The 22,190-nt window shown below is 65.5% G+C and carries 18 protein-coding genes; 8 read left to right on the plus strand and 10 right to left on the minus strand.

The features are described from left to right. Nucleotides 1–270: 270 nt before the first annotated feature. Nucleotides 271–2,658, minus strand: coding sequence for a TonB-dependent receptor plug domain-containing protein (locus tag AB2N08_RS10885; protein WP_367610665.1), 2,388 nt, complete (start codon nucleotides 2,656–2,658; stop codon nucleotides 271–273). A 214-nt stretch (nucleotides 2,659–2,872) separates the two neighbouring features. Between AB2N08_RS10885 and AB2N08_RS10890 the strand changes: the two genes are divergently transcribed. Beyond that, entirely contained in the window at nucleotides 2,873–6,064 is a 3,192-nt protein-coding gene (locus tag AB2N08_RS10890; RefSeq protein ID WP_367610666.1) for an error-prone DNA polymerase, read from the plus strand. A gap of 162 nt (nucleotides 6,065–6,226) precedes the next feature. On the opposite strand, the gene AB2N08_RS10895 is transcribed toward AB2N08_RS10890, so the two are convergent. Beyond that, nucleotides 6,227–7,327, minus strand: a complete 1,101-nt coding sequence (locus tag AB2N08_RS10895; protein WP_367610667.1) for an NADH:flavin oxidoreductase/NADH oxidase — start codon at nucleotides 7,325–7,327, stop codon at nucleotides 6,227–6,229. Between the two features lie 169 nt (nucleotides 7,328–7,496). Here AB2N08_RS10895 and AB2N08_RS10900 point away from each other — a divergent pair, with 169 nt between their 5' ends. Both AB2N08_RS10900 and AB2N08_RS10905 read left to right on the plus strand, forming a co-directional pair. After that, nucleotides 7,497–7,802: a putative quinol monooxygenase gene (locus AB2N08_RS10900; protein WP_367610668.1), complete on the plus strand. Its 306-nt coding sequence runs from the start codon at nucleotides 7,497–7,499 to the stop codon at nucleotides 7,800–7,802. Between the two features lie 92 nt (nucleotides 7,803–7,894). Further along, nucleotides 7,895–8,461: a DUF3617 domain-containing protein gene (locus tag AB2N08_RS10905; RefSeq protein ID WP_367610669.1), complete on the plus strand. Its 567-nt coding sequence runs from the start codon at nucleotides 7,895–7,897 to the stop codon at nucleotides 8,459–8,461. 81 nt (nucleotides 8,462–8,542) lie between these two features. On the opposite strand, the gene AB2N08_RS10910 is transcribed toward AB2N08_RS10905, so the two are convergent. Further along, nucleotides 8,543–10,165 (minus strand): methyl-accepting chemotaxis protein, encoded by a 1,623-nt coding sequence (locus AB2N08_RS10910; RefSeq protein WP_367610670.1) that lies wholly within the window; start codon nucleotides 10,163–10,165, stop codon nucleotides 8,543–8,545. Nucleotides 10,166–10,428: 263 nt separating this feature from the next. Here AB2N08_RS10910 and AB2N08_RS10915 point away from each other — a divergent pair, with 263 nt between their 5' ends. Then, nucleotides 10,429–11,463, plus strand: a complete 1,035-nt coding sequence (locus AB2N08_RS10915; protein ID WP_367610671.1) for a LacI family DNA-binding transcriptional regulator — start codon at nucleotides 10,429–10,431, stop codon at nucleotides 11,461–11,463. Nucleotides 11,464–11,479: 16 nt separating this feature from the next. Here the strand turns inward: AB2N08_RS10915 and cynS are convergent, their stop codons facing one another. The 4 genes from cynS to AB2N08_RS10935 are packed head-to-tail and all read right to left on the minus strand — an operon-like array spanning nucleotide 11,480 to nucleotide 15,063. Continuing rightward, the gene (gene cynS, locus AB2N08_RS10920; protein ID WP_367610672.1) at nucleotides 11,480–11,929 is read right to left on the minus strand and encodes a cyanase; all 450 of its coding nucleotides are present in this window, start codon (nucleotides 11,927–11,929) and stop codon (nucleotides 11,480–11,482) included. Next, nucleotides 11,926–12,783 carry an ABC transporter ATP-binding protein gene (locus tag AB2N08_RS10925; RefSeq protein ID WP_367610673.1) on the minus strand — a complete coding sequence of 286 codons (858 nt, stop codon included), beginning with the start codon at nucleotides 12,781–12,783 and terminating at the stop codon, nucleotides 11,926–11,928. Before AB2N08_RS10925 ends, cynS begins: the two co-directional genes overlap by 4 nt. Continuing rightward, nucleotides 12,773–13,648: a nitrate ABC transporter permease gene (gene ntrB / locus AB2N08_RS10930; RefSeq protein ID WP_367610674.1), complete on the minus strand. Its 876-nt coding sequence runs from the start codon at nucleotides 13,646–13,648 to the stop codon at nucleotides 12,773–12,775. The genes AB2N08_RS10925 and ntrB overlap by 11 nt, the downstream gene beginning before the upstream one ends. 17 nt (nucleotides 13,649–13,665) lie before the next feature. Further along, complete coding sequence (locus AB2N08_RS10935; RefSeq protein WP_367610675.1) at nucleotides 13,666–15,063, minus strand: CmpA/NrtA family ABC transporter substrate-binding protein; 1,398 nt, start codon at nucleotides 15,061–15,063, stop codon at nucleotides 13,666–13,668. 301 nt (nucleotides 15,064–15,364) lie between these two features. Between AB2N08_RS10935 and AB2N08_RS10940 the strand changes: the two genes are divergently transcribed. Then, the gene (locus AB2N08_RS10940) at nucleotides 15,365–15,865 is read left to right on the plus strand and encodes a gluconokinase (RefSeq protein WP_367610676.1); all 501 of its coding nucleotides are present in this window, start codon (nucleotides 15,365–15,367) and stop codon (nucleotides 15,863–15,865) included. Here AB2N08_RS10940 and AB2N08_RS10945 read toward each other — a convergent pair. Together AB2N08_RS10945 and AB2N08_RS10950 are read right to left on the minus strand one after the other, a co-directional pair. Beyond that, nucleotides 15,862–16,851 (minus strand): saccharopine dehydrogenase NADP-binding domain-containing protein, encoded by a 990-nt coding sequence (locus AB2N08_RS10945; RefSeq protein ID WP_367610677.1) that lies wholly within the window; start codon nucleotides 16,849–16,851, stop codon nucleotides 15,862–15,864. The two genes, AB2N08_RS10940 and AB2N08_RS10945, sit on opposite strands and share 4 nt — an antisense overlap. A 136-nt stretch (nucleotides 16,852–16,987) precedes the next feature. Further along, nucleotides 16,988–17,914, minus strand: coding sequence for an AraC family transcriptional regulator (locus AB2N08_RS10950; RefSeq protein WP_367610678.1), 927 nt, complete (start codon nucleotides 17,912–17,914; stop codon nucleotides 16,988–16,990). Nucleotides 17,915–18,072: 158 nt separating this feature from the next. Between AB2N08_RS10950 and AB2N08_RS10955 the strand changes: the two genes are divergently transcribed. After that, complete coding sequence (locus tag AB2N08_RS10955) at nucleotides 18,073–18,822, plus strand: SDR family NAD(P)-dependent oxidoreductase (RefSeq protein ID WP_367610679.1); 750 nt, start codon at nucleotides 18,073–18,075, stop codon at nucleotides 18,820–18,822. Between the two features lie 19 nt (nucleotides 18,823–18,841). Further along, nucleotides 18,842–20,239 carry an MFS transporter gene (locus tag AB2N08_RS10960; protein ID WP_367610680.1) on the plus strand — a complete coding sequence of 466 codons (1,398 nt, stop codon included), beginning with the start codon at nucleotides 18,842–18,844 and terminating at the stop codon, nucleotides 20,237–20,239. A gap of 40 nt (nucleotides 20,240–20,279) precedes the next feature. On the opposite strand, the gene AB2N08_RS10965 is transcribed toward AB2N08_RS10960, so the two are convergent. After that, nucleotides 20,280–21,191 carry a LysR substrate-binding domain-containing protein gene (locus AB2N08_RS10965; RefSeq protein WP_367610681.1) on the minus strand — a complete coding sequence of 304 codons (912 nt, stop codon included), beginning with the start codon at nucleotides 21,189–21,191 and terminating at the stop codon, nucleotides 20,280–20,282. 151 nt (nucleotides 21,192–21,342) lie between these two features. On the opposite strand from AB2N08_RS10965, the gene AB2N08_RS10970 reads away from it, so the two are divergent. After that, nucleotides 21,343–22,092: an SDR family oxidoreductase gene (locus AB2N08_RS10970; protein ID WP_367610682.1), complete on the plus strand. Its 750-nt coding sequence runs from the start codon at nucleotides 21,343–21,345 to the stop codon at nucleotides 22,090–22,092. Nucleotides 22,093–22,190: the final 98 nt, after the last annotated feature.

The following is a 22,190-nucleotide window of genomic DNA, read 5'->3' on the forward strand; positions in this document are numbered from 1 at the left end:
AGACAGGCCGAGATCAAAAATCAGGGATGTCTATTCTGATGCGACAGTCAACAAGATTATTCCGGACAGCAGTGCGCGGAGGCGGGAACCCAGGCTTGCATGCGTATCGGTACTGCGTGCGTTACTGCGACAGCGCGGACTTGGGTTCCCGCCTGCGCGGGAACGACGTGCGTACGCTGATGGTGTACGCATACAAAGTCGTTGGCTCGCCAATAAAAACGGCCTGCAATCGCTTGCAGGCCGTCGGTTACTTCAGGACGTGATGCGCGATCAGAAGCGGTGTGCCAGGCGCGCGAACAGCGCCGCGCCGTTCAGGCCGAACTGCACGCTCTCGTACTTGAAGCCGTTGTCGGTCTCGTTCGCATCCTGCACGGTTGGCTTGACGTCGAAGATGTTCGTGCCACCCACCGTCAGGCGGGTCTTCTCGGTGAAGGCCCAGGTAAAGGCCAGGTCGGCCGAGGTCTTGGCTTCGTACTTCTGGTTTGGCACTGGTGGACCCGAGAACGTGCCCAGCGTTTGCGGACCGAAGTGGATCACGCGCAGCGCGGTTTCCAGCTTGCCCTGTGCGTAGTCGAAGCCCAGCGTGGCCTTGCGGCGCGGCGCGCCTTCTTCGATGAACAGGCGCTCGCGCTCGGACAGCAGCACGTCTTCGAAGCCTGCCAGTGCGGCCGGCGCTTTCACGCGCTGCACTTCGGTCTTGCTGAAGTTGGCAGCCAGGAACGTCGTCAGGCGGCCCGCGCCCAGGTTGGCGCGGTTCGAGATCGTCAGGTCCAGGCCCTGCGTCTTGGTGTCGACCGAGTTGACGAAGAACTGCGCCTGGCCCACGCCCAGTTGCTGCAGCGTCGCGCCCAGCGCCGGGTAGTTGTCGGCGTCGAAGCGGCCCGACAGCACGATGCGGTCATCGATGTCGATGCGGTACAGGTCGGCCGTGACCGACGTCGCCTGCGTTGGCGACCAGGTCAGGCCCAGCGTGTAGCTCTTCGATTCTTCATCCTTCAGTTGCGGGATGCCCGCGGCAGCCGCCACCGGGCCGCCATTTGGCGCCAGCACGACGTCGAGCGGCTGGCCGCTGACGAAGTCGGTGAAGGTCGACGAGAAGTAGGCCTGCTGCAGCGACGGCGCGCGGAAGCCCGTGCTGGCCGAGCCGCGCAGCAGTACGTTCGGCGCCAGGCGATAGGCGGCGGCCAGCTTGCCGGTGGTGGTCGAACCGAAGTCCGAATAGCGCTCGTGGCGCAGCGCGGTCTGGATCTTGAAGCGGTCGGTGACGTCCGTTTCGATGTCGAGGTAGGCCGCATTGCTGTGACGGTCGGTGTCGGTCTCGTCGCCCGGCTGGAAGCCCGGGAAGCCCTGGCTGCCGGCGTTGCCGCCTTCGCCCACGCCGTCGGCGTCGATGTACGAACCGGCTTCGCCGGCGAAGATCTTGTAGTTCTCGCGGCGGTGTTCGAGGCCGAAGGCGACGTTCATGCCCTTGAACACATCGCCATAGAAGCGGCTGACATCGACGTTGGTGGTCGATTGCTGGAACGAGAACGCGCCCGCGTAGAAGCGGTCGGCGCTGCGGCCCTGGCCGCCGTTGATCAGGTCGAGGTTGGCGATCGAGGCGTTGAGCGTGTTGGCGATGTTGTACTTCAGGCGGTTGTAGCCGTAGGTTTGCGACAGGTCGGCGTTCCATTCGCCTGCGCTCCAGCGGTAACCGACGGTGCCCCAGCGGTCATCGACGTCGCCGTTGATGAACGGGACGAAGCCGTCCGGGTACATCGCGGCCGAGTTACGCGACGGGATGTCTTCCGAGCCCAGGCCTTCACGGCCAAAGGCGGCCGACGAGGCATCGCGCTGCTGCACGCCGGCGGTGAAGTAGAACTTGCCGCCCGCGCCGGCCGGGAATTCGCCGTTCAGGTAGATGGTCTGGTTTTCGGATTTGGTGTCACCGATGATGCGCGGGTTGCCCGGCTCGGAACGGTTCGAGCGGCCGCGATCCGAGTATTCGCCGGTGATGCCGAGCACGCCGCCACCGAGGGCCACGCCGCAGTAGGCCGACGCTTGCCAGTTCTCGCCGTCGCCTTCGGTGTACTGGCTGTAGCCGGCCACCGATTCGCAACCCAGGCTTTTCTTCAGGTCGATGTTGATCACGCCGGCAATCGCGTCCGAGCCGTATTGGGCAGCGGCGCCATCGCGCAGCACCTGCACTTCGCGGATCGCCATCACGGGGATGCCGTTCATGTCGGTGCCGGTGTTGCCGCGGTTGCGCGCGCCGAACAGGTTCACCAGCGCGACCGTGTGACGGCGCTTGCCGTTGACGAGCACCAGGGTCTGGTCCGAACCCAGGCCGCGCAGGGCGGCCGAGTCGATCAGGTCGGCGCCGTCGGCGCCGGTCTGGCGGGTGGAGTTGAACGACGGCGACAGGTTGCTCAGCACCTGGGCGAGATCGAACTGGCCGCTTTGTTCGGCCGCTTTCGTCATCGGGATGAAGTCGATGGCCACCGGGGTGTCGGTGCTGGAGGCGGCGCCGACGCGGCGCGAGCCGACGACGCTCACGCTTGGCACGACGGCGTCCGTGGTGATCTCTGGCGCAGTTTGCGCGTGGACGGCGACAGGGGCCAGGGCGAGGGATGCGAGGATGGTGCTGCCATACAGGCTGGACAGCACAGAGCGGGACATGATTTTGAGTTTGAACACAGGTTTCTCCGAAGGATATTCGGATACTAATCAATTGACCCTTCGATAACCATGGCCATGTCGTATTAACACAACGTTCTAATTGTATAACTTTGTATTATTGGTTTAATTACTTGCTATCAAGACAGCACGCCATGTCAGAAACCTCGGCTATACTGTGTTTTTATACAGTATTCGTCATTTGACAAGCACCGGCGTGACTCAGCCACCGACCAACCAGCCCCCCGCATCCCCGACCCTGCCGCCCTATGCCGAGTTGTTCTGCCTGTCGAACTTCTCGTTCCTGCAAGGGGCGTCGCATGCCGAGGAGCTGGTCTTGCGCGCCGTGCAGCTCGGGTACTTCGCGCTGGCGATCACCGACGAATGCTCGCTGGCCGGCGTCGTGCGCGCGCATGCCGAGGCCAAGGAGGCCGGCCTGCCGCTCATCATCGGCGCCCACTTCCACCTGCAGAACCCCGACGGCAGTCCGGCCCCGTCGCTGATCCTGCTGGCGCAGAACCGCGAGGGCTACGGCAACCTGTCCGAATTCATCACGCTGGGGCGCACCCGCGCCGAGAAGGGCGCCTACCTGTTGACTCCCGACGACCTGGCCGATCCGGGGCCAGAGCATCAGCACCTGCGCCATATGCCCGACTGCCTGGCGATCCTGCTGCCGCCGTATCCGGGGCACGAGTCGCAGGACGTCGACCGCCTGCACGCCCAGGCCGCGTGGATGGCCACCACGTTCCCGGGGCGCGCCTGGCTGGGCCTGACGTCGCTGCACCGCGCGTTCGACGATGCGCACCGCGCCACGGTCGAAGAAGTCGGCTGGCAGCACGGCTTGCCGATCGTGGCGCTCGGCCACGTGTGCATGCACGTGCGCTCGAGGAAACCTTTGCAGGACACGCTCACCGCCACGCGCATGAACAAGGCGGTGGCCGATTGCGGCTACGGGCTGGCGCAGAACGCCGAGCAGCACCTGCGCTCGCGCCTGCGCCTGGCCAACCTGTACACGCCGCAGGTGCTGGCGGAGACGGTGCGCGTGGCGCGCCTGTGCACCTTCTCGCTCGACGAGCTGCGCTACGAATACCCGGACGAAGTGGTCCCGCCCGGCCACACGGCGGCAAGTTTCCTGCGCACCGAAACCTGGATCGGCGCGCACCGGCGTTTTCGCGAAGGCATTCCCGCCAAGGTGCAGGCCCAGATCGAGCACGAGCTGGCGCTGATCTCCGAGATGCGCTACGAGCATTACTTTTTGACGGTGTACGACATCGTGCGCTTCGCGCGCTCGCAGCACATCCTGTGCCAGGGCCGCGGCTCCGCAGCCAATTCGGCGGTGTGCTACTGCCTGGGCATCACCGAGGTCGATCCGGCCCGCGCCAGCCTCTTGTTCGAGCGTTTTATCTCGCGCGAACGCAACGAGCCGCCCGACATCGACGTCGACTTCGAGCACCAGCGGCGCGAAGAAGTCATCCAGTACATCTACAACAAATACGGCCGCGATCGGGCGGCGCTGGCCGCGGTGGTGATCAGCTACCGTCCCAAGAGCGCGCTGCGCGACAGCGGCCGCGCGCTGGGCATCGACCTTGGCATCGTCGAGAAGGTGGCCAAGACCCACCACTGGTTCGACAGCCGCGCCGACCTGCTGGGCCGCCTGGCCGAGAGCGGCCTGGATCCCGAGGCGCCGCTGTCGCGCCAGTGGGCCACGCTCGCGCAATCGCTGCTGAACTTTCCGCGCCACCTGTCGCAGCACCCGGGCGGCTTCGTCATCGCGCGCGGCAAGCTCTCGCGCCTGGTGCCGATCGAGAATGCGGCCATGGCCGACCGCAGCGTCATCCAGTGGGACAAGAATGACCTCGAAGAACTGGGACTGATGAAGGTCGACGTGCTGGCGCTGGGCATGCTGTCGATGATGCGGCGCGGCCTGGAGCTGGTGGGCCAGCGCTACGGCAACGTGTTCGAGATGCAGGACATCCCGGCGGACGATGTCGCCACCTACGACATGATCTGCCGGGCCGACACGGTCGGGGTATTCCAGATCGAGTCGCGCGCGCAAATGAGCATGCTGCCGCGCATGCGCCCGCGCGTGTTCTACGACCTGGTGATCGAGGTGGCGGTGGTGCGCCCGGGGCCGATCCAGGGCGGCATGGTCCATCCGTATCTGCGGCGGCGCCAGGGCAAGGAGCTGGTGGTGTATCCGAGCCCCCAGATGAAAGAGGCGCTCGAGCGCACGCTGGGCGTGCCGATCTTCCAGGAGCAGGTGATGCAGGTGGCGATCCTGGGCGCCGGCTTCACGCCGGGCGAGGCCGACCAGCTGCGCCGTGCGATGGCGGCCTGGAAGCGCAAGGGCGGGCTCGAACACTATTACGAGCGCATCACGACCGGCATGCTCGAACGCGGCTACACGCTCGAATTCGCCGAGGCGATCTTCAGCCAGATCCAGGGCTTCGGCGAATATGGCTTTCCCGAATCGCACGCGGCCAGCTTCGCGTTGCTGGCATATGCCAGTTCGTGGCTCAAGTGCCACGAGCCGGCCGCGTTTCTATGCGCGCTGCTCAATAGCCAGCCGATGGGGTTTTACAGTCCATCGCAACTGGTGCAGGACGCGCGCCGCCATGGCATCGAGGTGCGGCCGGTCGATGTCGCCGTCAGCGGCTGGGATTCGGCGCTCGAAGAATACGACCCGCACGAACGCACACGCCAGCCGGCGGTGCGCCTGGGCCTGTCCCTGCAGCGCGGGATGAAGCTCGATGCGGCCGAGCGCATCGAGCAGGCGCGCGCGGTGCGGCCGTTTGACAGCGTGGCCGACCTGGCGCGCCGCGCTGGCCTGGACCGGAGCGACCTGCAGGTGCTGGCGGCGGCGGGCGCGCTGCAATCGCTGGCCGGGCATCGGCGCGAAGCGTTATGGGAAGCATCCGGCGCGGCGCCCGACAAGGACTTGCTGCGCCCGACGGTGCCGCGCGAAGAAACGCCGACATTGGCCGCGCCGAGCGAAGGCGAAGAAATCGTGGGCGACTACCGCGCCCAGGGCCTGACGCTGGGCCGCCATCCGCTGGCGCTGTTGCGCGAGCGCTTGCTGGCGCAGCGCTTCATGCCGGCGTCGGCGCTGATGGATTTCCAGAACGGGCAACTGGCGCGCGGCTGCGGCCTGGTGACGGTGCGCCAGCGGCCCGGCACGGCCAAGGGCGTGCTGTTCCTGACGCTGGAAGATGAAACGGGCAACGTCAACGTGATCGTGTGGCCGTCGCTGGTGGAGCAGCAGCGGCGCGAGGTGCTCAACGCGCCGCTGCTGGGGGTCTACGGGGTGTGGCAGAGGGAAGGCGAGGTGCGCCACCTGGTGGCCAAGCGGCTGGTGGATCTGTCGCACCTGCTGGGCGGGCTCGATGCGCGCAGCAGGGATTTTTGCTGACCCATGCATCAAACAAAAGCGAGTGTCAGGTCTGACATTCGGACACGGACTCTTCCTTACTCGCTTCGACAGGGCCTTCATGAACAGACTATTGTTGAGCTCGTGTCCGAATGTCAGACCTGACACCGGCTGTGACACCGGCTGGTGTTGCTGGTGGTGCGTTTACTTCTGCATGCTGTAACGCTCGAGCCAGTGCGCATACGATGCCGGCAATACCCAGGTCGGACGCTCCACGCCCAACTCCTTGGCTGCCTGCAGCGGGTAGTGCGGATTGGCCAGGTGGGCGCGGCCTACCATGACCAGGTCGAGCTGTTCGTCGGCCACGGCGCGTTCGGCCAGGTTCGGGCCGTCGAAGCCCCACGCCGAAGCAACCGGAATGCCGGCTTCTTCGCGCACGCGCTTGGCCACCGGGCCCAGGAAGGCCGGGCCCCAAGGGATATTCACATCCGGAATCGTGAAGTTGACGCTGACGCTCAGCATGTCCAGGCCGCGCTGGCGCATCATGCGAACCAGTTCGATCGACTCGTTCACGGTTGCTTCGTCGTTGCCATCGTATTCGATGACGCCGAGGCGCGCGGTGAGCGGCAGGTTGGCTGGCCAGACTTCACGCACGGCCTCCAGCGTCTCGAGCAAAAATCGGCTGCGGCCGGTGAAATCACCGCCATACCCATCGGTGCGCTGGTTGGAATGCGGCGAAAAGAAGCTTTGGCCGAGGTAACCATGAGCAAAGTGCAGCTCTAACCATTCAAAGCCGGCAGCGAGCGCACGACGGGCAGCGTCGACGAAATTGGCCTTGACGCGCGCGATGTCATCCAGCGTCATCTCTTTCGGCACTTTCGGCAGGTTGTTGCCAAAGGCGATCGCCGACGGTGCGATGGTATCCCACCCATAGGCATCTTCAGACGGAATGTGGTCATCGCCTTCCCACGGACGGTTGGCGCTGGCCTTGCGGCCGGCGTGGCCGATCTGGATACCGGCGACCGCGCCTGCGGCCTTGATACGGGCGGCAATGTGGGCCATGCCCTCGACCTGCGCATCATTCCACAGGCCGGTGCAGCCCGGGGTGATACGGCCTTCCGGCGAAACCGCAGTGGCTTCCACGATCACCAGGCCGGCGCCGCCGCGGGCAATGCTGGCGTAATGCGTCTGGTGCCATTCATTGACGAAGCCATCATTGGCGGTGTACTGGCACATCGGCGGCACCGCGATGCGGTTGCGCAGGGTGACGTCTTTGAGTGTGAACGGTGTAAACAAGGCTGACATGGATTGTTCGTTTTCTTGATGTGAGGGTCAGGCCGCGGTCTGCGCCGCGGCGGCTGGTCAGTATAGAAGCAAGCCGGGAAACGTGCTGGCGGGCCCGGCATTTCGCGGCCCGCCAGCCGGTGCAGCCCCTTGTGATAATCTTGCTGAACTCTCACTTTCAGGCACCATCATGACCTTGCCCGTTGTCGCTATTTTCGTTGCCAAGCCCGGTTTTGAAGAGAAACTGGAAACGCTGTTCAGGGGCGTTGTCGAGACGACGCTACGCGAGGAAGGGTGCATCAGCTACCAAATCAATCGCGACATGGCCAATCCACGTCGCTTCGTGTTCACCGAGGAGTGGCGTAGCCAGGCCGATCTTGACCGGCATCTGGCAGCGCCGCATTTGCAGATGCTGTCGGAGCAGGTACCGGAGTGCATCGAATCGAGCGATGTGCTCATTCTGGCCAAACTTGCTGGCGGTGCGGCATCAATCTGATCGCCGACGTGCCAACTTCTTTGAACAGGCATCCCGCACTTGCGTCACCGTCGAATCGCCTGCACTTACCTACCTACCTATCAGGAGCCAGCATGAAAACGAAACGCGTTACACAGATTATCTTCGCCCTTGCCAGCGTCTGTGCAACGCAGGTATTCGCGCAGCAGCCGACCATCAAGCCCGGGTTGTGGCAGATCGACGTAACGCTCACGGGCAATGCGGCAGACAATCCGGTAGGCGGCTATGTCGAACTGATGAAGAGCGGGATGGCCTCGATGACGCCCGAGCAGCGCGCGCAGATCGAGAAAATGCTGGCCGCCAGCGGCACCGAACTGAAAGGCGACGGTTTACGCACGAAACAGTGCATTACACAGGCCGACATCAGCAAGTTCAACGTGTTTGGCAAAAAGGGCGGCGATTCCTGCACCACGAAAACGACGCCAATCGCCGGCGGGATGAATGTGAACATGGTCTGTACCCAGCCCCGGATGAAGGTCGACGCCGTCATGAAGGCCGAGAATGATACCTCGTATCGGTTCGAGTCGGTCGCGACCGTCCCGGGGCCGGACGGCAAGGAAATCCGCCAGAAATCGAACGGCACGGGTAAATGGCTGGGAAGCGAGTGCGGGAAAATCGGGGCGGCTGCGGCCGGTCGATAACCGGCACGGTGCCGGTGAGATAGGTCCTTTAGGTGTACTCATGGCGAACATCATCGTTCGCCCCGACCGCTACCCACCGCCTCAAGCCACCAATAACCCCGGCCGCTTGCCCGCACCCGCCGCCCGCGCCCCACGCCCCACCGCCTGCGCCTGCAACTGAAACACCTGCAACGCCTGTGACACTTCATCGGTCTGCCGCGCCAGCGTCGTTGCCGCCGCAGCCGCTTCCTCAACCAGCGCCGCGTTCTGCTGCGTGATCGCGTCCAGCTCCGTCACGGCCTGGTTCACCTGGCCGATGCCGGTCGACTGCTCGCGCGTGGCGGTCGCGATTTCATCCATCACGCGGGTGACATGGTCCACCGCGCCCACCACTTCCTGGATCGCTTCGCCGGCCGCCACGCTCAGGCGGCTGCCGCTGTTGACGTTGACGATCGACGCGTCGATCAGCGTCTTGATTTCTTTTGCCGCGACCGCGCTGCGCTGGGCCAGCGTGCGCACTTCGCCCGCCACCACGGCGAAGCCGCGGCCCTGTTCGCCGGCGCGCGCCGCTTCCACGGCGGCGTTCAGGGCCAGGATATTGGTCTGGAAGGCGATGCCGTCGATGATGCCGACGATGTCGAGCACCTTGCGCGACGAGGCGCTGATCGCTTCCATCGTGCTCACCACTTCGCTGACGGTGCGCTGGCCGTTGCCGGCCGTGACCGCGGCGCGCTGGGCCAGCGTGTTGGCCTGGCTGACGCTGTCGGCGCTTTGCGCCACGTTGTGCGTGAGCTGCTCCATGCTCGCCGCCGTTTGCTGCAGGTTCGACGACTGGGTCTCGGTGCGGCCCGACAGATCCATATTGCCGCTGGCGATTTCGCCGGTGGCCTGGCGCATCTCGTCGAAGTTGGCGCGCACGTCGCCGATCACGCTGAACAGGTTCACCGCTGACTGACGCAGGGCGCCGACCAGCTGGCCCATCTCGTCGTCGCGGTGCGGCGCGAGGCGGCACGTGAGGTCGCCCCCGGCCAGGCGGCGCGCGAAGTTCGATGCGTCGGCCAGCGGCGCGAGCACGTTGCGGCGCAGGCTGGACCAGAGGCCCAGCACCATCGCCAGCGACAGCAGCAGCGAGCATACCGCCCATGCCGGCACGCCGTCGCGCCAGCATTGGAACGTGATTGCCGCCAGCAGCACGGAGAGCAGCCCCATGCCGCCATTGATCTGCACCCGCAGCGGCAGGCGCCCGATTGCCGCCACGCGGCCGCGCAGGCCGCTGTGTTCGACGCGGCCGTTGCGCAGCACGAGGCCGCGCGGATTGCCGCCCTTGAGTTCCGCATACAGCTTGGCCGCCTCGCGTACCTGTTCCGCGCCAGGCTTGGTGCGCACCGACATATAGCCGACCGGTTCGCCGTTTTCGAGCACCGGCGTCACGTTCGCATGCACCCAGTAATAGTCGCCGTTCTTGCAGCGGTTCTTGACCATGCCGCCCCAGGGCCGGCCGGCGCGGATCGCTTGCCACATGTCGGCGAAGGCTTCGACCGGCATGTCGGGATGGCGCAGGATGTTCTGCGGCGCGCCGATCAGTTCTTCTTCGGTGAAGCCGCTGACCTGCACGAAGTACGGGTTCGCATAGCGGATATTGCCGTGCAAATCGGTGGTGGAGACGATGGTCTTGCCATCGGCGAGCTGGTATTCGGTATTGTTGACAGGGGTGTTGAGACGCATACGCGTTCCTTTCGTGTCTTGAGGAGCAAGGCAACGGGCGGGGCAACGGACCAGGGAGAGAACTAGCGCGCTCGCAGCTTGTTAAAAAAGCTGGAGGCAGGGGAGCGAACCGGGGTTGAGGGTTCCGCGACAAGTATAGCGAGGGGCGCCAGCGCCGTCTGCCATCGCAGTGCAGGTTTCGGTGAAAATACAACGGATGGCGTGATATCTTGCAGGCCGCCGCATTGTTAGAATGGACAGTGCGTCAATATCACAGGAACAGCATGGACAAGACAGGCCGCAGTCGGGGCAGGGGCAGGGGAACGGGGCGCGCGACGCTCGAGCAGGTTGCGGGCATGGCCGGCGTGTCGATCATGACGGCGTCGCGCGCACTGAGCCAGCCGAAACTGGTCTCCGAAGCCACGCGCATCAAGGTCGAGCAGGCCGTGGCCGAACTGGGTTACGTGCCCAATCGCGCGGCGCGGGCGCTGGCCTCGTCGCAGTCGCACGTGATCGTGGTGCTGGTGCCGTCGCTGTCGAACGCGGTGTTCACGGCCGTCCTTGAGGGCATCCACGACGCCGTCGCCCCCGGCCAGTACCAGCTCCTGATTGGTAACACCTACTATTCGCAGCTCGAAGAAGAAAAGCTGCTGCGCACCTATCTGCAATCGAGCCCGGACGGCATCCTGTTCTCGAGCCAGGTGCGCAGCCCCGCCGTGGCCAAGATGCTGGCCGCGGCGCAGGTGCCGGCCGTGGCGATGATGGACCTGTCGGACGACCCGGCCGTGCTGTCGGTCGGCTTCTCGCAGTACGAAGCCGGCATGGCGATGACACGCCACCTGATCGCCAAGGGTTACACGCGCATCGGCTTCATCGGCGCCCAGCTCGACGAGCGCACGCTGCGCCGCGCCGACGGCTACCGCGCCGCAATGGCGGCGGCCGGCCTGGCCGATCCGGGCCTCGAACTGATGGTGCCCGAGCGCTCGACGATCGCGCTGGGCGCCGGCCTGATGGCGCAGATGATGGCGCTGCGGCCCGACTGCGACGCCGTCTTTTGCTGCAACGACGACCTGGCCCACGGCGCCGTGTTCCATTGCCAGCGGCAAGGCATCCGCATCCCGCAGGACATCGCGGTGTGCGGCTTCAACGACTTGCCGGCGTCGGCCTGGATGGTGCCGTCCCTGAGCACCGTCGATACGCCGCGCTACCAGATCGGCTTTGAAGCCGCCGGCCTGCTGCTGCAGGTGATCAGGGGCGAAGAACCCGCACAGCGGCGCATCGACCTTGGTTTCACGCTGCGTGACCGTGAGAGCGCGTAGCGCGCTCAGTCAATCTTCAGTAGCTTTTGTACGGCAGGAATTTACCCGACAAGACCACATTCACACGGTCGCCCTTCGGGTCTTGGGTGCGCTGGATGTCCATCGAAAAGTCGATGGCGCTCATGATGCCGTCGCCGAATTCTTCGTGGATCAGTTCCTTGATCGTGGTGCCGTACACATTCACCAGTTCATACCAGCGATAGATCAGCGGGTCGGTCGGCACGGCCGTCGGCAGCGAGCCTTTGTACGGCACGATCTGCAGCCAGGCGATGGCTTCGTCGGACAGCTCGAAGAGTTTGCCGACCGCCTCGGCCTGCGGTTTCGTCAAGGTCATCTGGCCCAGGCAGGCGGCGGTGGTCCATTCCTTCGACAGGCCGGTGGCCTCGGTCACGTCGCGCCACTTGATGCCCTTGCGGACCTTGGCGGATACGATCATTTTGGTGACGTCTTCACGGCATGAAATCATGTTGGCTCCAAATCAGTGGTGAACAAAGGAAGGTCTGTGACATCGATACCGGCCTGCTGCACGTTCTTCGAACGGCGCAGTAAAAAGTCGACCAGGTGGTTGCGCAGCGGGTAGAACTGGGGATCGTGGTGGATCGTCGCGCGCGTGCGCGACTTGGGCAGCGTGTTCATCACGATTTCGGCAATGCGCGCCTGCGGGCCGTTGCTCATCAAGAAAATGCGGTCGGCCAGCAGGATCGCTTCGTCGACGTCGTGCGTGATCATGAAAACGGTCTGCCGTGTGGCCGCGCAGATGGCCAGCAGCTCGTCCTGGATCACGCCGCGCGTGAGTGCGTCGAGCGCGCCGAACGGTTCGTCCAGCAGCAGCATCTTGGGTTCGACCGCGAACGCACGTGCGATGCCCACGCGCTGCTTCATGCCGCCGGAGAGTTCGGCCGGCTTCTTGCGCGCGGCGCTCGTCAAGCCCACCATGTCGATGAAGCGCGCGCCATGCGCGCGCACCTGTTCCTTCGGCCAGTCCGGGTGGCGCGACTTCACGGCGAAGGCGATATTGCCTTCCACGGTCAGCCACGGCAGCAGGGCATGGCTCTGGAACACGACCCCGCGGTCCAGGCCCGGGCCGGCCACTTCGCGCCCGTCCATGATCACGGTGCCGGCGCTGGCGCGCTCGAGGCCCGCCAGCACGTTCAGGATCGTGCTCTTGCCGCAGCCCGAGTGGCCGATGATGCAGATGAATTCGCCGCGCGCGATCGTGAAGTCGACCTTCTCGAACACGGGCGGCTGACCGGCGCGGTAGGTTTTCGCCAGGCCGTCGACCTGGACGAACGGGCGGCTCGTACTGATGTCATTCGACATACGTCACCTTTCGTTGCAGAGCGGCGAACATCAGGTCGAGCGCCATGCCCACCAGGCCGATCATCAGCACGGCGAAGAGCACGTTGGCCAGCGACAGGTTGTTCCACTCGTTCCAGAGAAAGTAGCCGATGCCGTTGCCGCCGATGAGCATTTCGGCGGCGACGATCACGAGCCAGGCGATGCCCATCGAGATGCGCATGCCGGTGATGATCGTCGGCGCCGCTGCCGGCAGGATCACGAGCAGCGCCAGGCGCACTCGCGAGACTTCGAGCGTGCGCGCCACATTGAGCCAGTCGCGGCGCACGCCGGCCACGCCGAACGCGGTGTTGATCAGCATCGGCCAGATCGAGCAGATGAAGATCACGAAGATGCCCGAGACCGACGAATCCTTGATCGTATACAGCGCGATCGGCATCCAGGCCAGTGGCGAAATCGGCTTGAGCACCTGGATGAACGGGTCGATCGCGCGGTACAGCAGCGGCGACATGCCGATGACGCAACCGAGCGGGATCGCCACCAGCATCGCCAGCAAGAAGCCCATGCTCACGCGCAGCAGCGAGTGCGCGAGCTGGATGCCCACGCCCTTGTCGTTCGGGCCGCGATCGTAGAACGGGTTGGCCAGGTGGCCGGCCGCGATGCGGGCAAACTGGATGGGCGATGGAAAGCCGTCGATCTTGTCGGGCGCTGGCGCTGTGGTGGCTGGCGGCGCCTGGCCCATCAAGGCCGCGTATTCGGCTTCTTCGGCGCTCATCGTCGCCACCGGTGCGGCGGCGCGCTGCGCGGTGGCGATCTGCCAGATCCCCACCAGCACGAGCAGCATCAACAGCGACAGCAGCGCCGCCTTGAGTCTGAGTTGCATGTGCATGCGTTTCCCTTGCCGCGTCAGGTGCGCTTGATCGCGAAACTGTTGAGGTAGTCTTGCGGCCTGGCCGGGTCGAACGTCTTGCCCATGATGGAAAACAACTTGTAGCCGCTCGCCGCTGCCGCCGGCACCGGCATGTTCAGCCCCGCCATCTGCTTGCGCGCGTCGGTAAGCAAGAACACCTGTTCGGCCAGCGCCTTGTAGTTGACGTCGCCCTTGATATAGCCCCAGCGCTTCATCTGGGTCAGCATCCAGGTAGCCATCGAGTACCACGGCAGCGCGTCGAAGTCGGCGCGGTCCGGCTCATTGCGCACCTTGCCCAGGCCATCGGCAAAGCGTCCGCTCAGGGCCTGGAAGATCACGGTTTCGGGCTGGTTCAGGTAGTTCGGCGTGCAGATCGCCTTGGCGATCGCGGCCCGGTTTTCCTGCTTGTGCGCCATGGCGGTGGCGTTCAGGATGGCGCGGTAGAGCGCCGCGAACGTGTTCGGGTTCTGGTCGATGAACGCTTGCGAGGCGCCGAAGGCGCAGCACGGGTGGCCGTTCCAGAGGTCCTTGGTGAGCAGGTGGATGAAGCCGATCTGGTCGTAGACGGCGCGCTGGTTGAACGGATCGGGGCCGAGGAAGCCGTCGATGTTCCCGGCGCGCAGATTGGCCACCATTTCGGGCGGGGGCGTGACGCGGATCTGCACGTCGCGGTCCGGATCGAGCCCGTGCTCGGCCAGGTAGTAGCGCAGCAGGAAGTTATGGACCGAATAGTCGAACGGCACGGCGAACTTGAAGCCTTTCCACTTGCGCGGATCGCGGTTGTCCTTGTGCTTGAGCGCGAGCGTGATGGCTTGGCCGTTGATGTTCTGGATGGTGGCGACGCGCATTTGCTGCGCTGGTCCCGTACCCCCGCCACCCGCGCCGGCCGACATGGCCAGCGGCATCGGCGCGAGGAAGTGCGAGGCGTCCAGCTCGCGGTTGATCATCTGGTCGCGCACCAGCGCCCAGCCAGCGGTCTTGCTCAGCGTGACATTCAGGCCCTGGTCCCTGTACATGCCCATCGGGTCGGCCATGATCAGCGGCGTGGCGCAGTTGATCGGAATGAAGCCGATCTTGAGGTCCTTCTTTTCGAGCGCGCCCGGCTTTTGCATCGCCATGGCCTGCATGCTGGCCAGCGGCAGCACCGCGCCGATCGCGGCCATCAGCGTCGGCGCGCCCACCGCGCGAATCAGGTTGCGCCGCGTGGCGTCATGGGGAAACAGCGCGCGCACCGCGGCCGCTTCGATGAAGTCGCCCGACAAGGCTTCCGGGTCGCCTGCGCGCAGCATGTGCGCCTGTTGATCGTGCTCGGCTTGCGAGCGGTGCTGGCCGCAGCCGCAGCCGCCAAGGGATGAATCGGTCGAATACGGGCGGTACAGATTTTCATCGTTCATTGGCGCAGATCCCTGGTTGGTGATGACGCAAAAAGATGCCACGTGACGCCGGGTGTGCTCATACCTGACGCATACACTTGAGCAAAACGCGTGCCATCAACCGGGCAATGTCGGCAAGTCGTTCATTCCAGGGGTGAAATCCGGTTTTCTGGAAAAATCGACTTGTGCTGAACAAGTACGCTGCGCATTTCACGCGCGCGCATGCCCGTTGTTAGTGCGGTGGCTTTACATTTCGCCGGCGCACGCGCACAATCGGGCATATAGGTGTTAGCGTTAACATAAGGCAATGACGACAGAATCAATGAACGACAATAAAGGTACGGCCTGGGTGATCATGGGCGTGAGCGGCTGCGGCAAGAGCCATGTAGGCGCGCGCCTGGCCAATGCGCTGAACGTGGAATTCATCGAGGGCGATGCGTATCACTCCGAGGTCAATATTGCGCGCATGTCGGCCGGCACCCCGCTGACCGACGACGACCGCCACGACTGGCTCGTGACCCTGCGTGACATGCTGGCGCGGCGCGAGGGCGGGGCGGTGCTGTCTTGCTCGTCACTCAAGCGCAGCTACCGCGACCTGCTGCGCGGCGCCGGCGGCGACGTGCGCTTCGTGCACCTGGCCGGCGAGCGCAGCCTGCTGGCCGAGCGCGTGAGCAACCGCCCCGGCCACTACATGCCGGCGTCGCTGCTCGACAGCCAGCTGCGCACGCTCGAACCGCTGCAGCCTGACGAAGCGGGCATCACGCTCGATATTCGCGACACGCCGGCGCAACTGGTGACGCAGATCGTGGCGTCGGCAGGCTAGGCCAGAGTGGCCTGCCCATCGGTGATGACGCTGTCGGCGATGCTCACGACGAAGCCTTCGCCGAACAGGCCTGCCGGCGTCTGGAAGCCCGCACGCGTTTCGCCCGCCAGCACGCGCCGCGCCGCCTCCACCGCCGCCATCGGCGTGAAGCTGTAGCCATTGACCGTGTCGAGCACCGCCCGGTGCACGGTGCCGTCGATGCCCACCATCTCGACGGCCACCTGGTAACGGTGCTGCGCGCGCTGCAGGTCGCTCGGCCCGGTGGGTAGCGCGGCGGGATCGCCTTGCGGGAACGCGCCGCCCGATACATGAACGAAGGTCGCGATGTCGGCGACCTGCGTATCACGCCAGAGCGTGATCAGATCGGGCAGCGTCACCGGAAAGCATGACACCGGGCCGCGCCCGAAATCGAAGTCGCGCAGCGCGTGCGGGTCGCTTGCCACGAGTTCTCCCTTCGCCCGCGTCAGCGTGGCCGTCATGTTCTCGGACGCGCTTTGTACCGAGCCGCGCGACATCGGGCCCGAGACATGCAGCGCGATCGCAATCGATTGCGGTTGCGCGACGCGCTTGATCACGTGCCGGACCAGGCCACCGAGCATGGCCACGCTGCCGCCGCTGCCTGGCAGCAGCATCGTGCCAGCGGCGCGGGCCTGGGCATCGAGCTGCCCGGCCAACTGGTAGCTGTCCAGTTCAGCGGCAATGTCGAGGTAGTGCACACCGTTCGCCACGCAGGCGCGCATGAGCGGCCCGGCGGTGCGGTGGAACGGCCCGGCGCAGTTGAGCAGAGCGGTTACGCCGTCGAGCGCTTTGCCGGCGGCGTCGTCTGCCGCGAACACGCGGGCCTCGACCCCGAGCTCCCCTGCCAGTGCCGCCAGCACGTCGCCGTCCCGGCCGGCGACGATCAACGCCAGTCCGGCTTGTTTGGCGTGAAACGCAGCCATGCGGCCGGTGTAGCCGGTCGCGCCATATATCATCAGTGTGTTCATCGATCGTCTCGCAGTCTGTGGTCACCGGCCGCGCCGGTGGGAGCGATCGACTGTACGCGCGCACGGCGCGGCCGGCATGCCTCTTCCTGTCAAGCTCCTGCCTGTTCCTGCTTTCTTGCCGCCGTGGCAAACGTCATCACGCCCGTTCGCTGCCTGCGCGCGAACGGGTACGCACGCCAAGGCTGGCGGCGTCGGGTGTCTTGAAGCGAGCCACGTCGCGCATCGGCGGCAGGCCGAACATGCGGGCGTACTCGCGGCTGAACTGCGATGCGCTTTCGTAGCCGACGGTGTATGCCACCGAGGCGGCATCGAACGGCTCGAACAGCAGCAGGCGGCGCGCCTTCAGCAGGCGCAGGCTTTTCTGGTACTGAATCGGCGTCATCGCGGTGACCGCCTTGAAGTGCCGGTAGAACGCCGCGACACTCATGCCGGCCATTGCCGCAAGAGGACCGACGCGCAGCGGCTGCGTCATGTGCGCGCGGATCCAGTCGATCGCGCGCCGTACCTGCGAGATGCGACTGTCGGCGTGCGCGATCTGGCGCAGCAGGTCGCCGTGCGGCCCCTGCAGCACGCGAAACAGGATTTCGCGCTCGATCAGCGGGGCCATCATCGCCACCTCGTGCGGCCTGGCGATCAGCCGCAGCATGCGCAGCCAGGCGTCGACGAGTTCCGGGCCCGCCTGTGCCACCGCGAAGCCGGCGGCGTGGCGTACCGGCCTTGTATCGGACAGCTCGGCCAGCATGGCGGCGATGATGGCCGGGTCCAGCGCCAGGCTTACGGCAAGATACGGCGCGCTGCGCGATTGCGCGGCCACCTGGCCAAGCGCCGGCAGCGCCACCGGCACGACAAAGTAGCCGGGCGCCTCGAACTGCACGACCTGCCCGCCGATCGACAAGCTTTTCGAACCCTGAAGCACCAGGTGCAGCATCGGTCCGTACACCTGGTTCGAACACGCTTCGGCGCGCACCATCGCCACACGCGGCAGGCCGGTATCGGTCCAGGTGTCGCCCGCGCTCATTGCAATGGCACGCAACGCGTTCAACGCTTCGTTCACATCAGTCATGCCCGAATATAGCACCGGCCAAGGCGCTGTAACGCGCATTGAGAAGAATAGGCAAGCATGCGCGAAGAACCGGCACGTGGCGCGTGCAGGCGCTCCGTAACATCGTCGTTGTCGCCGAAGCCATGGGGCTTCGGGGCACATCGACTACAGGACACACCATGAAACTGACCAATAAAATCGCCGTCGTCACAGGCGCATCGAGCGGCATCGGCGCCGGCATTGCCCGCGCATTCGGCGCCCAGGGCGCCACCGTGATCGTGAACTACGCCAGCAGCAAGGCGGGCGCCGATGCGGTGGTCGCATCGATCGAGGCAGCCGGCGGCAAGGCAGTCGCCCTGCAGGCCGACATGAGCAAATCATCCGACGTGATCCGCTTGTTCGAGCGTGTAAAAGCCGACTACGGCACACTCGACATTCTCGTCAACAACGCCGGCGTGGCCGTCTTCGAGATGGTGGCCGACCTGACCGAGGACGCGTTCCACAAGCAATTCAACATCAACGTGCTCGGTTACTTGCTGGCGATCCGCGAGGCGCTCAAGGTGTTCAAGGATGGCGGCAGCATCATCAACATCAGCTCGATCCTGAGCACCGATCCGTACCTGGCGTCGAGCGTGTACGCTGCCACCAAGGGCGCGGTTGACACCCTGACGTTCGCACTGGCGCGTGAACTGGGTCCGCGCGGCATCCGCGTCAATGCGATCCTGCCGGGCCACACGAACACGCCGGCCACCGCCGGCAATTTCGATGGCGACTTCGGCAAGTCGCTGATCGCGGGCACGCCGCTGGGCCGCTTCGGCGAGCCGGAAGACATCGCGCCGGTGGCGGTGTTCCTGGCATCCGGCGACGCGCACTGGGTCACCGGTGAATCGCTGCGCGCGGCTGGCGGCGTGCGCGGCGTGGGCTACTAAGCCTTCGCGGGATACCACCATGACCAGCCTCACTCACACTTCCCGGCGCCGCACCCTGGCCTTGCTGACCGTCCTGGCGGCGCAATGCATGTTCGCGATGGACTTGCTGATCGTGGTGGTTGCCCTGCCACGCATCGCACATGACCTGGGTTTCAGCCCGGCCGGCCTGACGTGGGTGCTCAACGCGTTTGGCCTGGCGTTCGGCGGTTTGCTGCTGCTGGGCGGACGCCTGGGCGACATGCTGGGCCAGGTAAGGGCCTTCCGCGGTGGGATCGCCTTGTTCGTCGTGGCCTCGCTGCTGGGTGGGCTGGCCACGACGCCCGGCATGCTGATCGCCGCCAGGATCCTTCAAGGAGCCGGCGCGGCGCTGGCCGGGCCAAGCGTGCTGGCGCTCGTGGTGGCGATGGCGCGCAATCCGGCCGAGCAGGCGCGCGGCATGTCGCTGTTTATCGCCGTCTCGTCCGTCGGCGCTTCGGCGGGCCTGATGCTCGGCGGCGTGCTGACCGAGTTCCTGTCGTGGCGCTGGTCGCTGCTGGTGAATGTCCCGGTGGGCGTGCTGGTGCTGGCCGCGATCGGCCGCGTGGTTGCCGAGACCACGCCGAAGCCGGCGCGGCTCGACGTCGTCGGCGCGATCACTGCCACGCTGGGATCGGTGGCGCTGGTGTATGGCTTTATCAGTGCGGCCGAACATGGCTGGACCGCAGGCGGCACCAGGTTGTCGTTCGCGCTGGCGGCGCCGTTGTTCCTCCTGTTCGTGCGCACCGAACGGCGCCACAGCGAACCCTTGCTCGACCTGCATCTGCTGCGCAACCGGGCGCGTCTCGGTGCGCTCGCGGTGATGGCTGTCATCGTCGGGATGCACTTCGCGCTGCTGTTCATGCTGGTGCAGTACTTCGAGCGCACCCTGGGTTATTCGCCGCTGCGCGCCGGCCTGGCCTATATCCCGCTGACCGCCACGGTCTTCGCGATCAGCCGGGTGGTGCCACGCCTGCTGGGCCGCTTCGGTGCGCGCGCCTTGCTGACAACAGGCAGCGTCCTGGTGGCTGTCAGCCTGCTCGGCTTCGCGTTCCTGGACGAGCATGACGGCTACCTGGCGGCAGTGCTGGCGCCACTGCTGGTCCATGCCGTGGGCATCGCGCTCGTGTTCGCACCAGGAACCGTGGCAATCATGGACGGCGTGCCGGAAGCGCATGCCGGCGCGGCGTCCGGGTTGCTGCAGATGGACCAGCAGATCGGCGGGGCGCTGGGCATTGCGGTGATTGCGTCCTTGAATGCGTTTGCGGCCGTGCCGGGGCAACCCATGTCGGGCCTTCCCACGGCCTTTGCCGGCGCGGCCGCGCTGTCGCTGGCTGCCGCGCTGGTGGCATGGACGGCGCTGGACGCGCGCACCGCGCTGGCGCCGCTGGCCGCACGCTAGGCGCGCCAGGGCGTGCGGTGTGCGGCGCCCTGCGCACAGGTCAGTGAAGCACGTGCGGATGGGCGCCGAACAGTTCGACCAGCCACTCGACGAATGCGCGCACGCGCACGCTCAGGTGGCGGTTGGGCATGTACACAACCGACAGCCGATTGGGTGCGACCGTCCAGTCGTGCAGCACCGGGACGAGCGTGCCGGCGTCGATCAGATGCTGCGCCATGAAGCGTGGCGTGTGCAGCACGCCCAGCCCGGCGGCACCGGCGGCGAGCAGCGCGTTGCTGTCGTTGGCCGCCACCACGTAATTTCCTTCCACCGTAACCTGCTCGTCTCCGCGCGTAAACGCCAGTCGGGCATGCCGCCCTGAACCCGGGAAAAAATAGCGCACCAGCGTATGCTCCGCGTCCAGCTGCGAAGGGTGGGCCAGCGGCGCGCGTGCGGCCAGATAGGCCGGGGTAGCGCAGGTGACGAACGGCAGGTAGCCTAGCTGGCGCGCGATCAGCGTGGAATCGGGCAGGTCGCCACCGCGGATGACGCAGTCGATCGCCTCACTGGCAAGATCGGCAGTGCGGTCGCTGGCGCCGATATCGATCTGCACGTGCGGGTAGCGGGCGTGGAACGCCGGCAGCGCCGGGATCACCAGCAGTGCGGCAATCGTCGTGCCCATATCGACCCGGATGCGCCCGCGCGGATCGGCCTGAGCCAGGCCGATTTCGGATTCGACTTCCAGCCATTGATCCACGACCCGGCGCATGCGCTCGTGGTACACCGCGCCTTCGCTCGTGAGCGTCACACGCCGCGTGGTCCGGTTCAGCAATTTCACGCGCAGGTGCGCTTCCAGCGCCTGTATCAGCTTGGTCATCACGTTCGGGTGCAGGTTCATCTGCGCCGCTGCCTTGACGAAGCTGCCCGTCTCGGCCACGCGGTTGAAGGCTTGCACTGCAAGGAAATGGTCCATTGATGTTCCAGCGATCTGTCGACGTCCTTGATTATAACTATTTAAGGGATATTGAATTATTAAATGCGCCGTTTATCCCCGATAACAGTATGAATAAGATGATCTCACTTGGCGCATCCCGCGCCAGGCATCAACTCATCAAGGACACAATATGACGCACACTCTCGCAGGCAAAGTCGCACTCGTCACCGGCGGATCACGTGGTATCGGCGCCGCCATCGTCCGCCGGCTGGCGGCGCAAGGCGCGCAGGTCGCCTTCAGCTACGCCAGTTCATCCGAGCGCGCCGCACAAGTCGTGCGCGATGTCGAGGCGCTCGGTGGCGCGGCGCTGGCCATCGCGGCAGACCAGGCCGATGCCGGCGCGGTCGCCGATCTGGTCAAGGCCGTGCACGCCCGTTTTGGCCGGCTCGATATCCTCGTCAACAGCGCAGGGGTGTTTGTCACCGGCGCGATTGGCGACCCACAGGCAGATCTCGCGGCGCTGGCGCGCCAGCAGGCGATCAACCTCGATGGCGTCGTGGCGGCAGTGCGCACTGCCGTGCCGCTGCTGTCGGATGGCGGCCGGATCGTATCGATCGGGACGATGTTCGCCAGTCGCGCGCCGTTTCCGGGTATTGGCGACTATGCAGCCACCAAGGCTGCGGTGGCCGCTTACACGCGAGCCTGGGCGCGTGACCTTGGCCCGCGCGGCATCACGGTCAACACCGTGCAGCCGGGCCCCATCAATACCGAGATGAATCCCGAAACGAGCGCCGTTGCCGCAATGGTGAGCCAGATGACGGCGCTGGGCCGGTATGGCCAGCCCGAGGAGGTCGCCGGCGCGGTCGCTTTCCTGGCTGGTCCCGACGCTGCGTACATCACGGGCGCCGCCATCAATGTGGATGGGGGGCAGAACAGCTGACCTCTAGGACAGCCCTCATGCGCGCGGGATAATCATCGCGCGGCATGCGGATCTGTTTGACGCCCAATGAAAATCAGACTATATTTTTCATCAGGAAT

It is taken from the genome of Massilia aurea, from assembly GCF_040790145.1.
Taxonomy (GTDB): Bacteria; Pseudomonadota; Gammaproteobacteria; order Burkholderiales; family Burkholderiaceae_D; genus Telluria; species Telluria aurea_C.

Excerpts from the sequence above, each read along its gene's own strand:
- AB2N08_RS10885 (WP_367610665.1), bottom strand. The coding sequence starts at position 2,658 with ATGTCCCGCTCTGTGCTGTCCAGCCTGTATGGCAGCACCATCCTCGCA.
- AB2N08_RS10895 (WP_367610667.1), bottom strand. The coding sequence starts at position 7,327 with ATGTCAGCCTTGTTTACACCGTTCACACTCAAAGACGTCACCCTGCGC.
- AB2N08_RS10900 (WP_367610668.1), top strand. The coding sequence starts at position 7,497 with ATGACCTTGCCCGTTGTCGCTATTTTCGTTGCCAAGCCCGGTTTTGAA.
- AB2N08_RS10905 (WP_367610669.1), top strand. The coding sequence starts at position 7,895 with ATGAAAACGAAACGCGTTACACAGATTATCTTCGCCCTTGCCAGCGTC.
- AB2N08_RS10910 (WP_367610670.1), bottom strand. The coding sequence starts at position 10,165 with ATGCGTCTCAACACCCCTGTCAACAATACCGAATACCAGCTCGCCGAT.
- AB2N08_RS10915 (WP_367610671.1), top strand. The coding sequence starts at position 10,429 with ATGGACAAGACAGGCCGCAGTCGGGGCAGGGGCAGGGGAACGGGGCGC.
- cynS (WP_367610672.1), bottom strand. The coding sequence starts at position 11,929 with ATGATTTCATGCCGTGAAGACGTCACCAAAATGATCGTATCCGCCAAG.
- AB2N08_RS10925 (WP_367610673.1), bottom strand. The coding sequence starts at position 12,783 with ATGTCGAATGACATCAGTACGAGCCGCCCGTTCGTCCAGGTCGACGGC.
- ntrB (WP_367610674.1), bottom strand. The coding sequence starts at position 13,648 with ATGCACATGCAACTCAGACTCAAGGCGGCGCTGCTGTCGCTGTTGATG.
- AB2N08_RS10935 (WP_367610675.1), bottom strand. The coding sequence starts at position 15,063 with ATGAACGATGAAAATCTGTACCGCCCGTATTCGACCGATTCATCCCTT.
- AB2N08_RS10940 (WP_367610676.1), top strand. The coding sequence starts at position 15,365 with ATGAACGACAATAAAGGTACGGCCTGGGTGATCATGGGCGTGAGCGGC.
- AB2N08_RS10945 (WP_367610677.1), bottom strand. The coding sequence starts at position 16,851 with ATGAACACACTGATGATATATGGCGCGACCGGCTACACCGGCCGCATG.
- AB2N08_RS10950 (WP_367610678.1), bottom strand. The coding sequence starts at position 17,914 with ATGACTGATGTGAACGAAGCGTTGAACGCGTTGCGTGCCATTGCAATG.
- AB2N08_RS10955 (WP_367610679.1), top strand. The coding sequence starts at position 18,073 with ATGAAACTGACCAATAAAATCGCCGTCGTCACAGGCGCATCGAGCGGC.
- AB2N08_RS10960 (WP_367610680.1), top strand. The coding sequence starts at position 18,842 with ATGACCAGCCTCACTCACACTTCCCGGCGCCGCACCCTGGCCTTGCTG.
- AB2N08_RS10965 (WP_367610681.1), bottom strand. The coding sequence starts at position 21,191 with ATGGACCATTTCCTTGCAGTGCAAGCCTTCAACCGCGTGGCCGAGACG.
- AB2N08_RS10970 (WP_367610682.1), top strand. The coding sequence starts at position 21,343 with ATGACGCACACTCTCGCAGGCAAAGTCGCACTCGTCACCGGCGGATCA.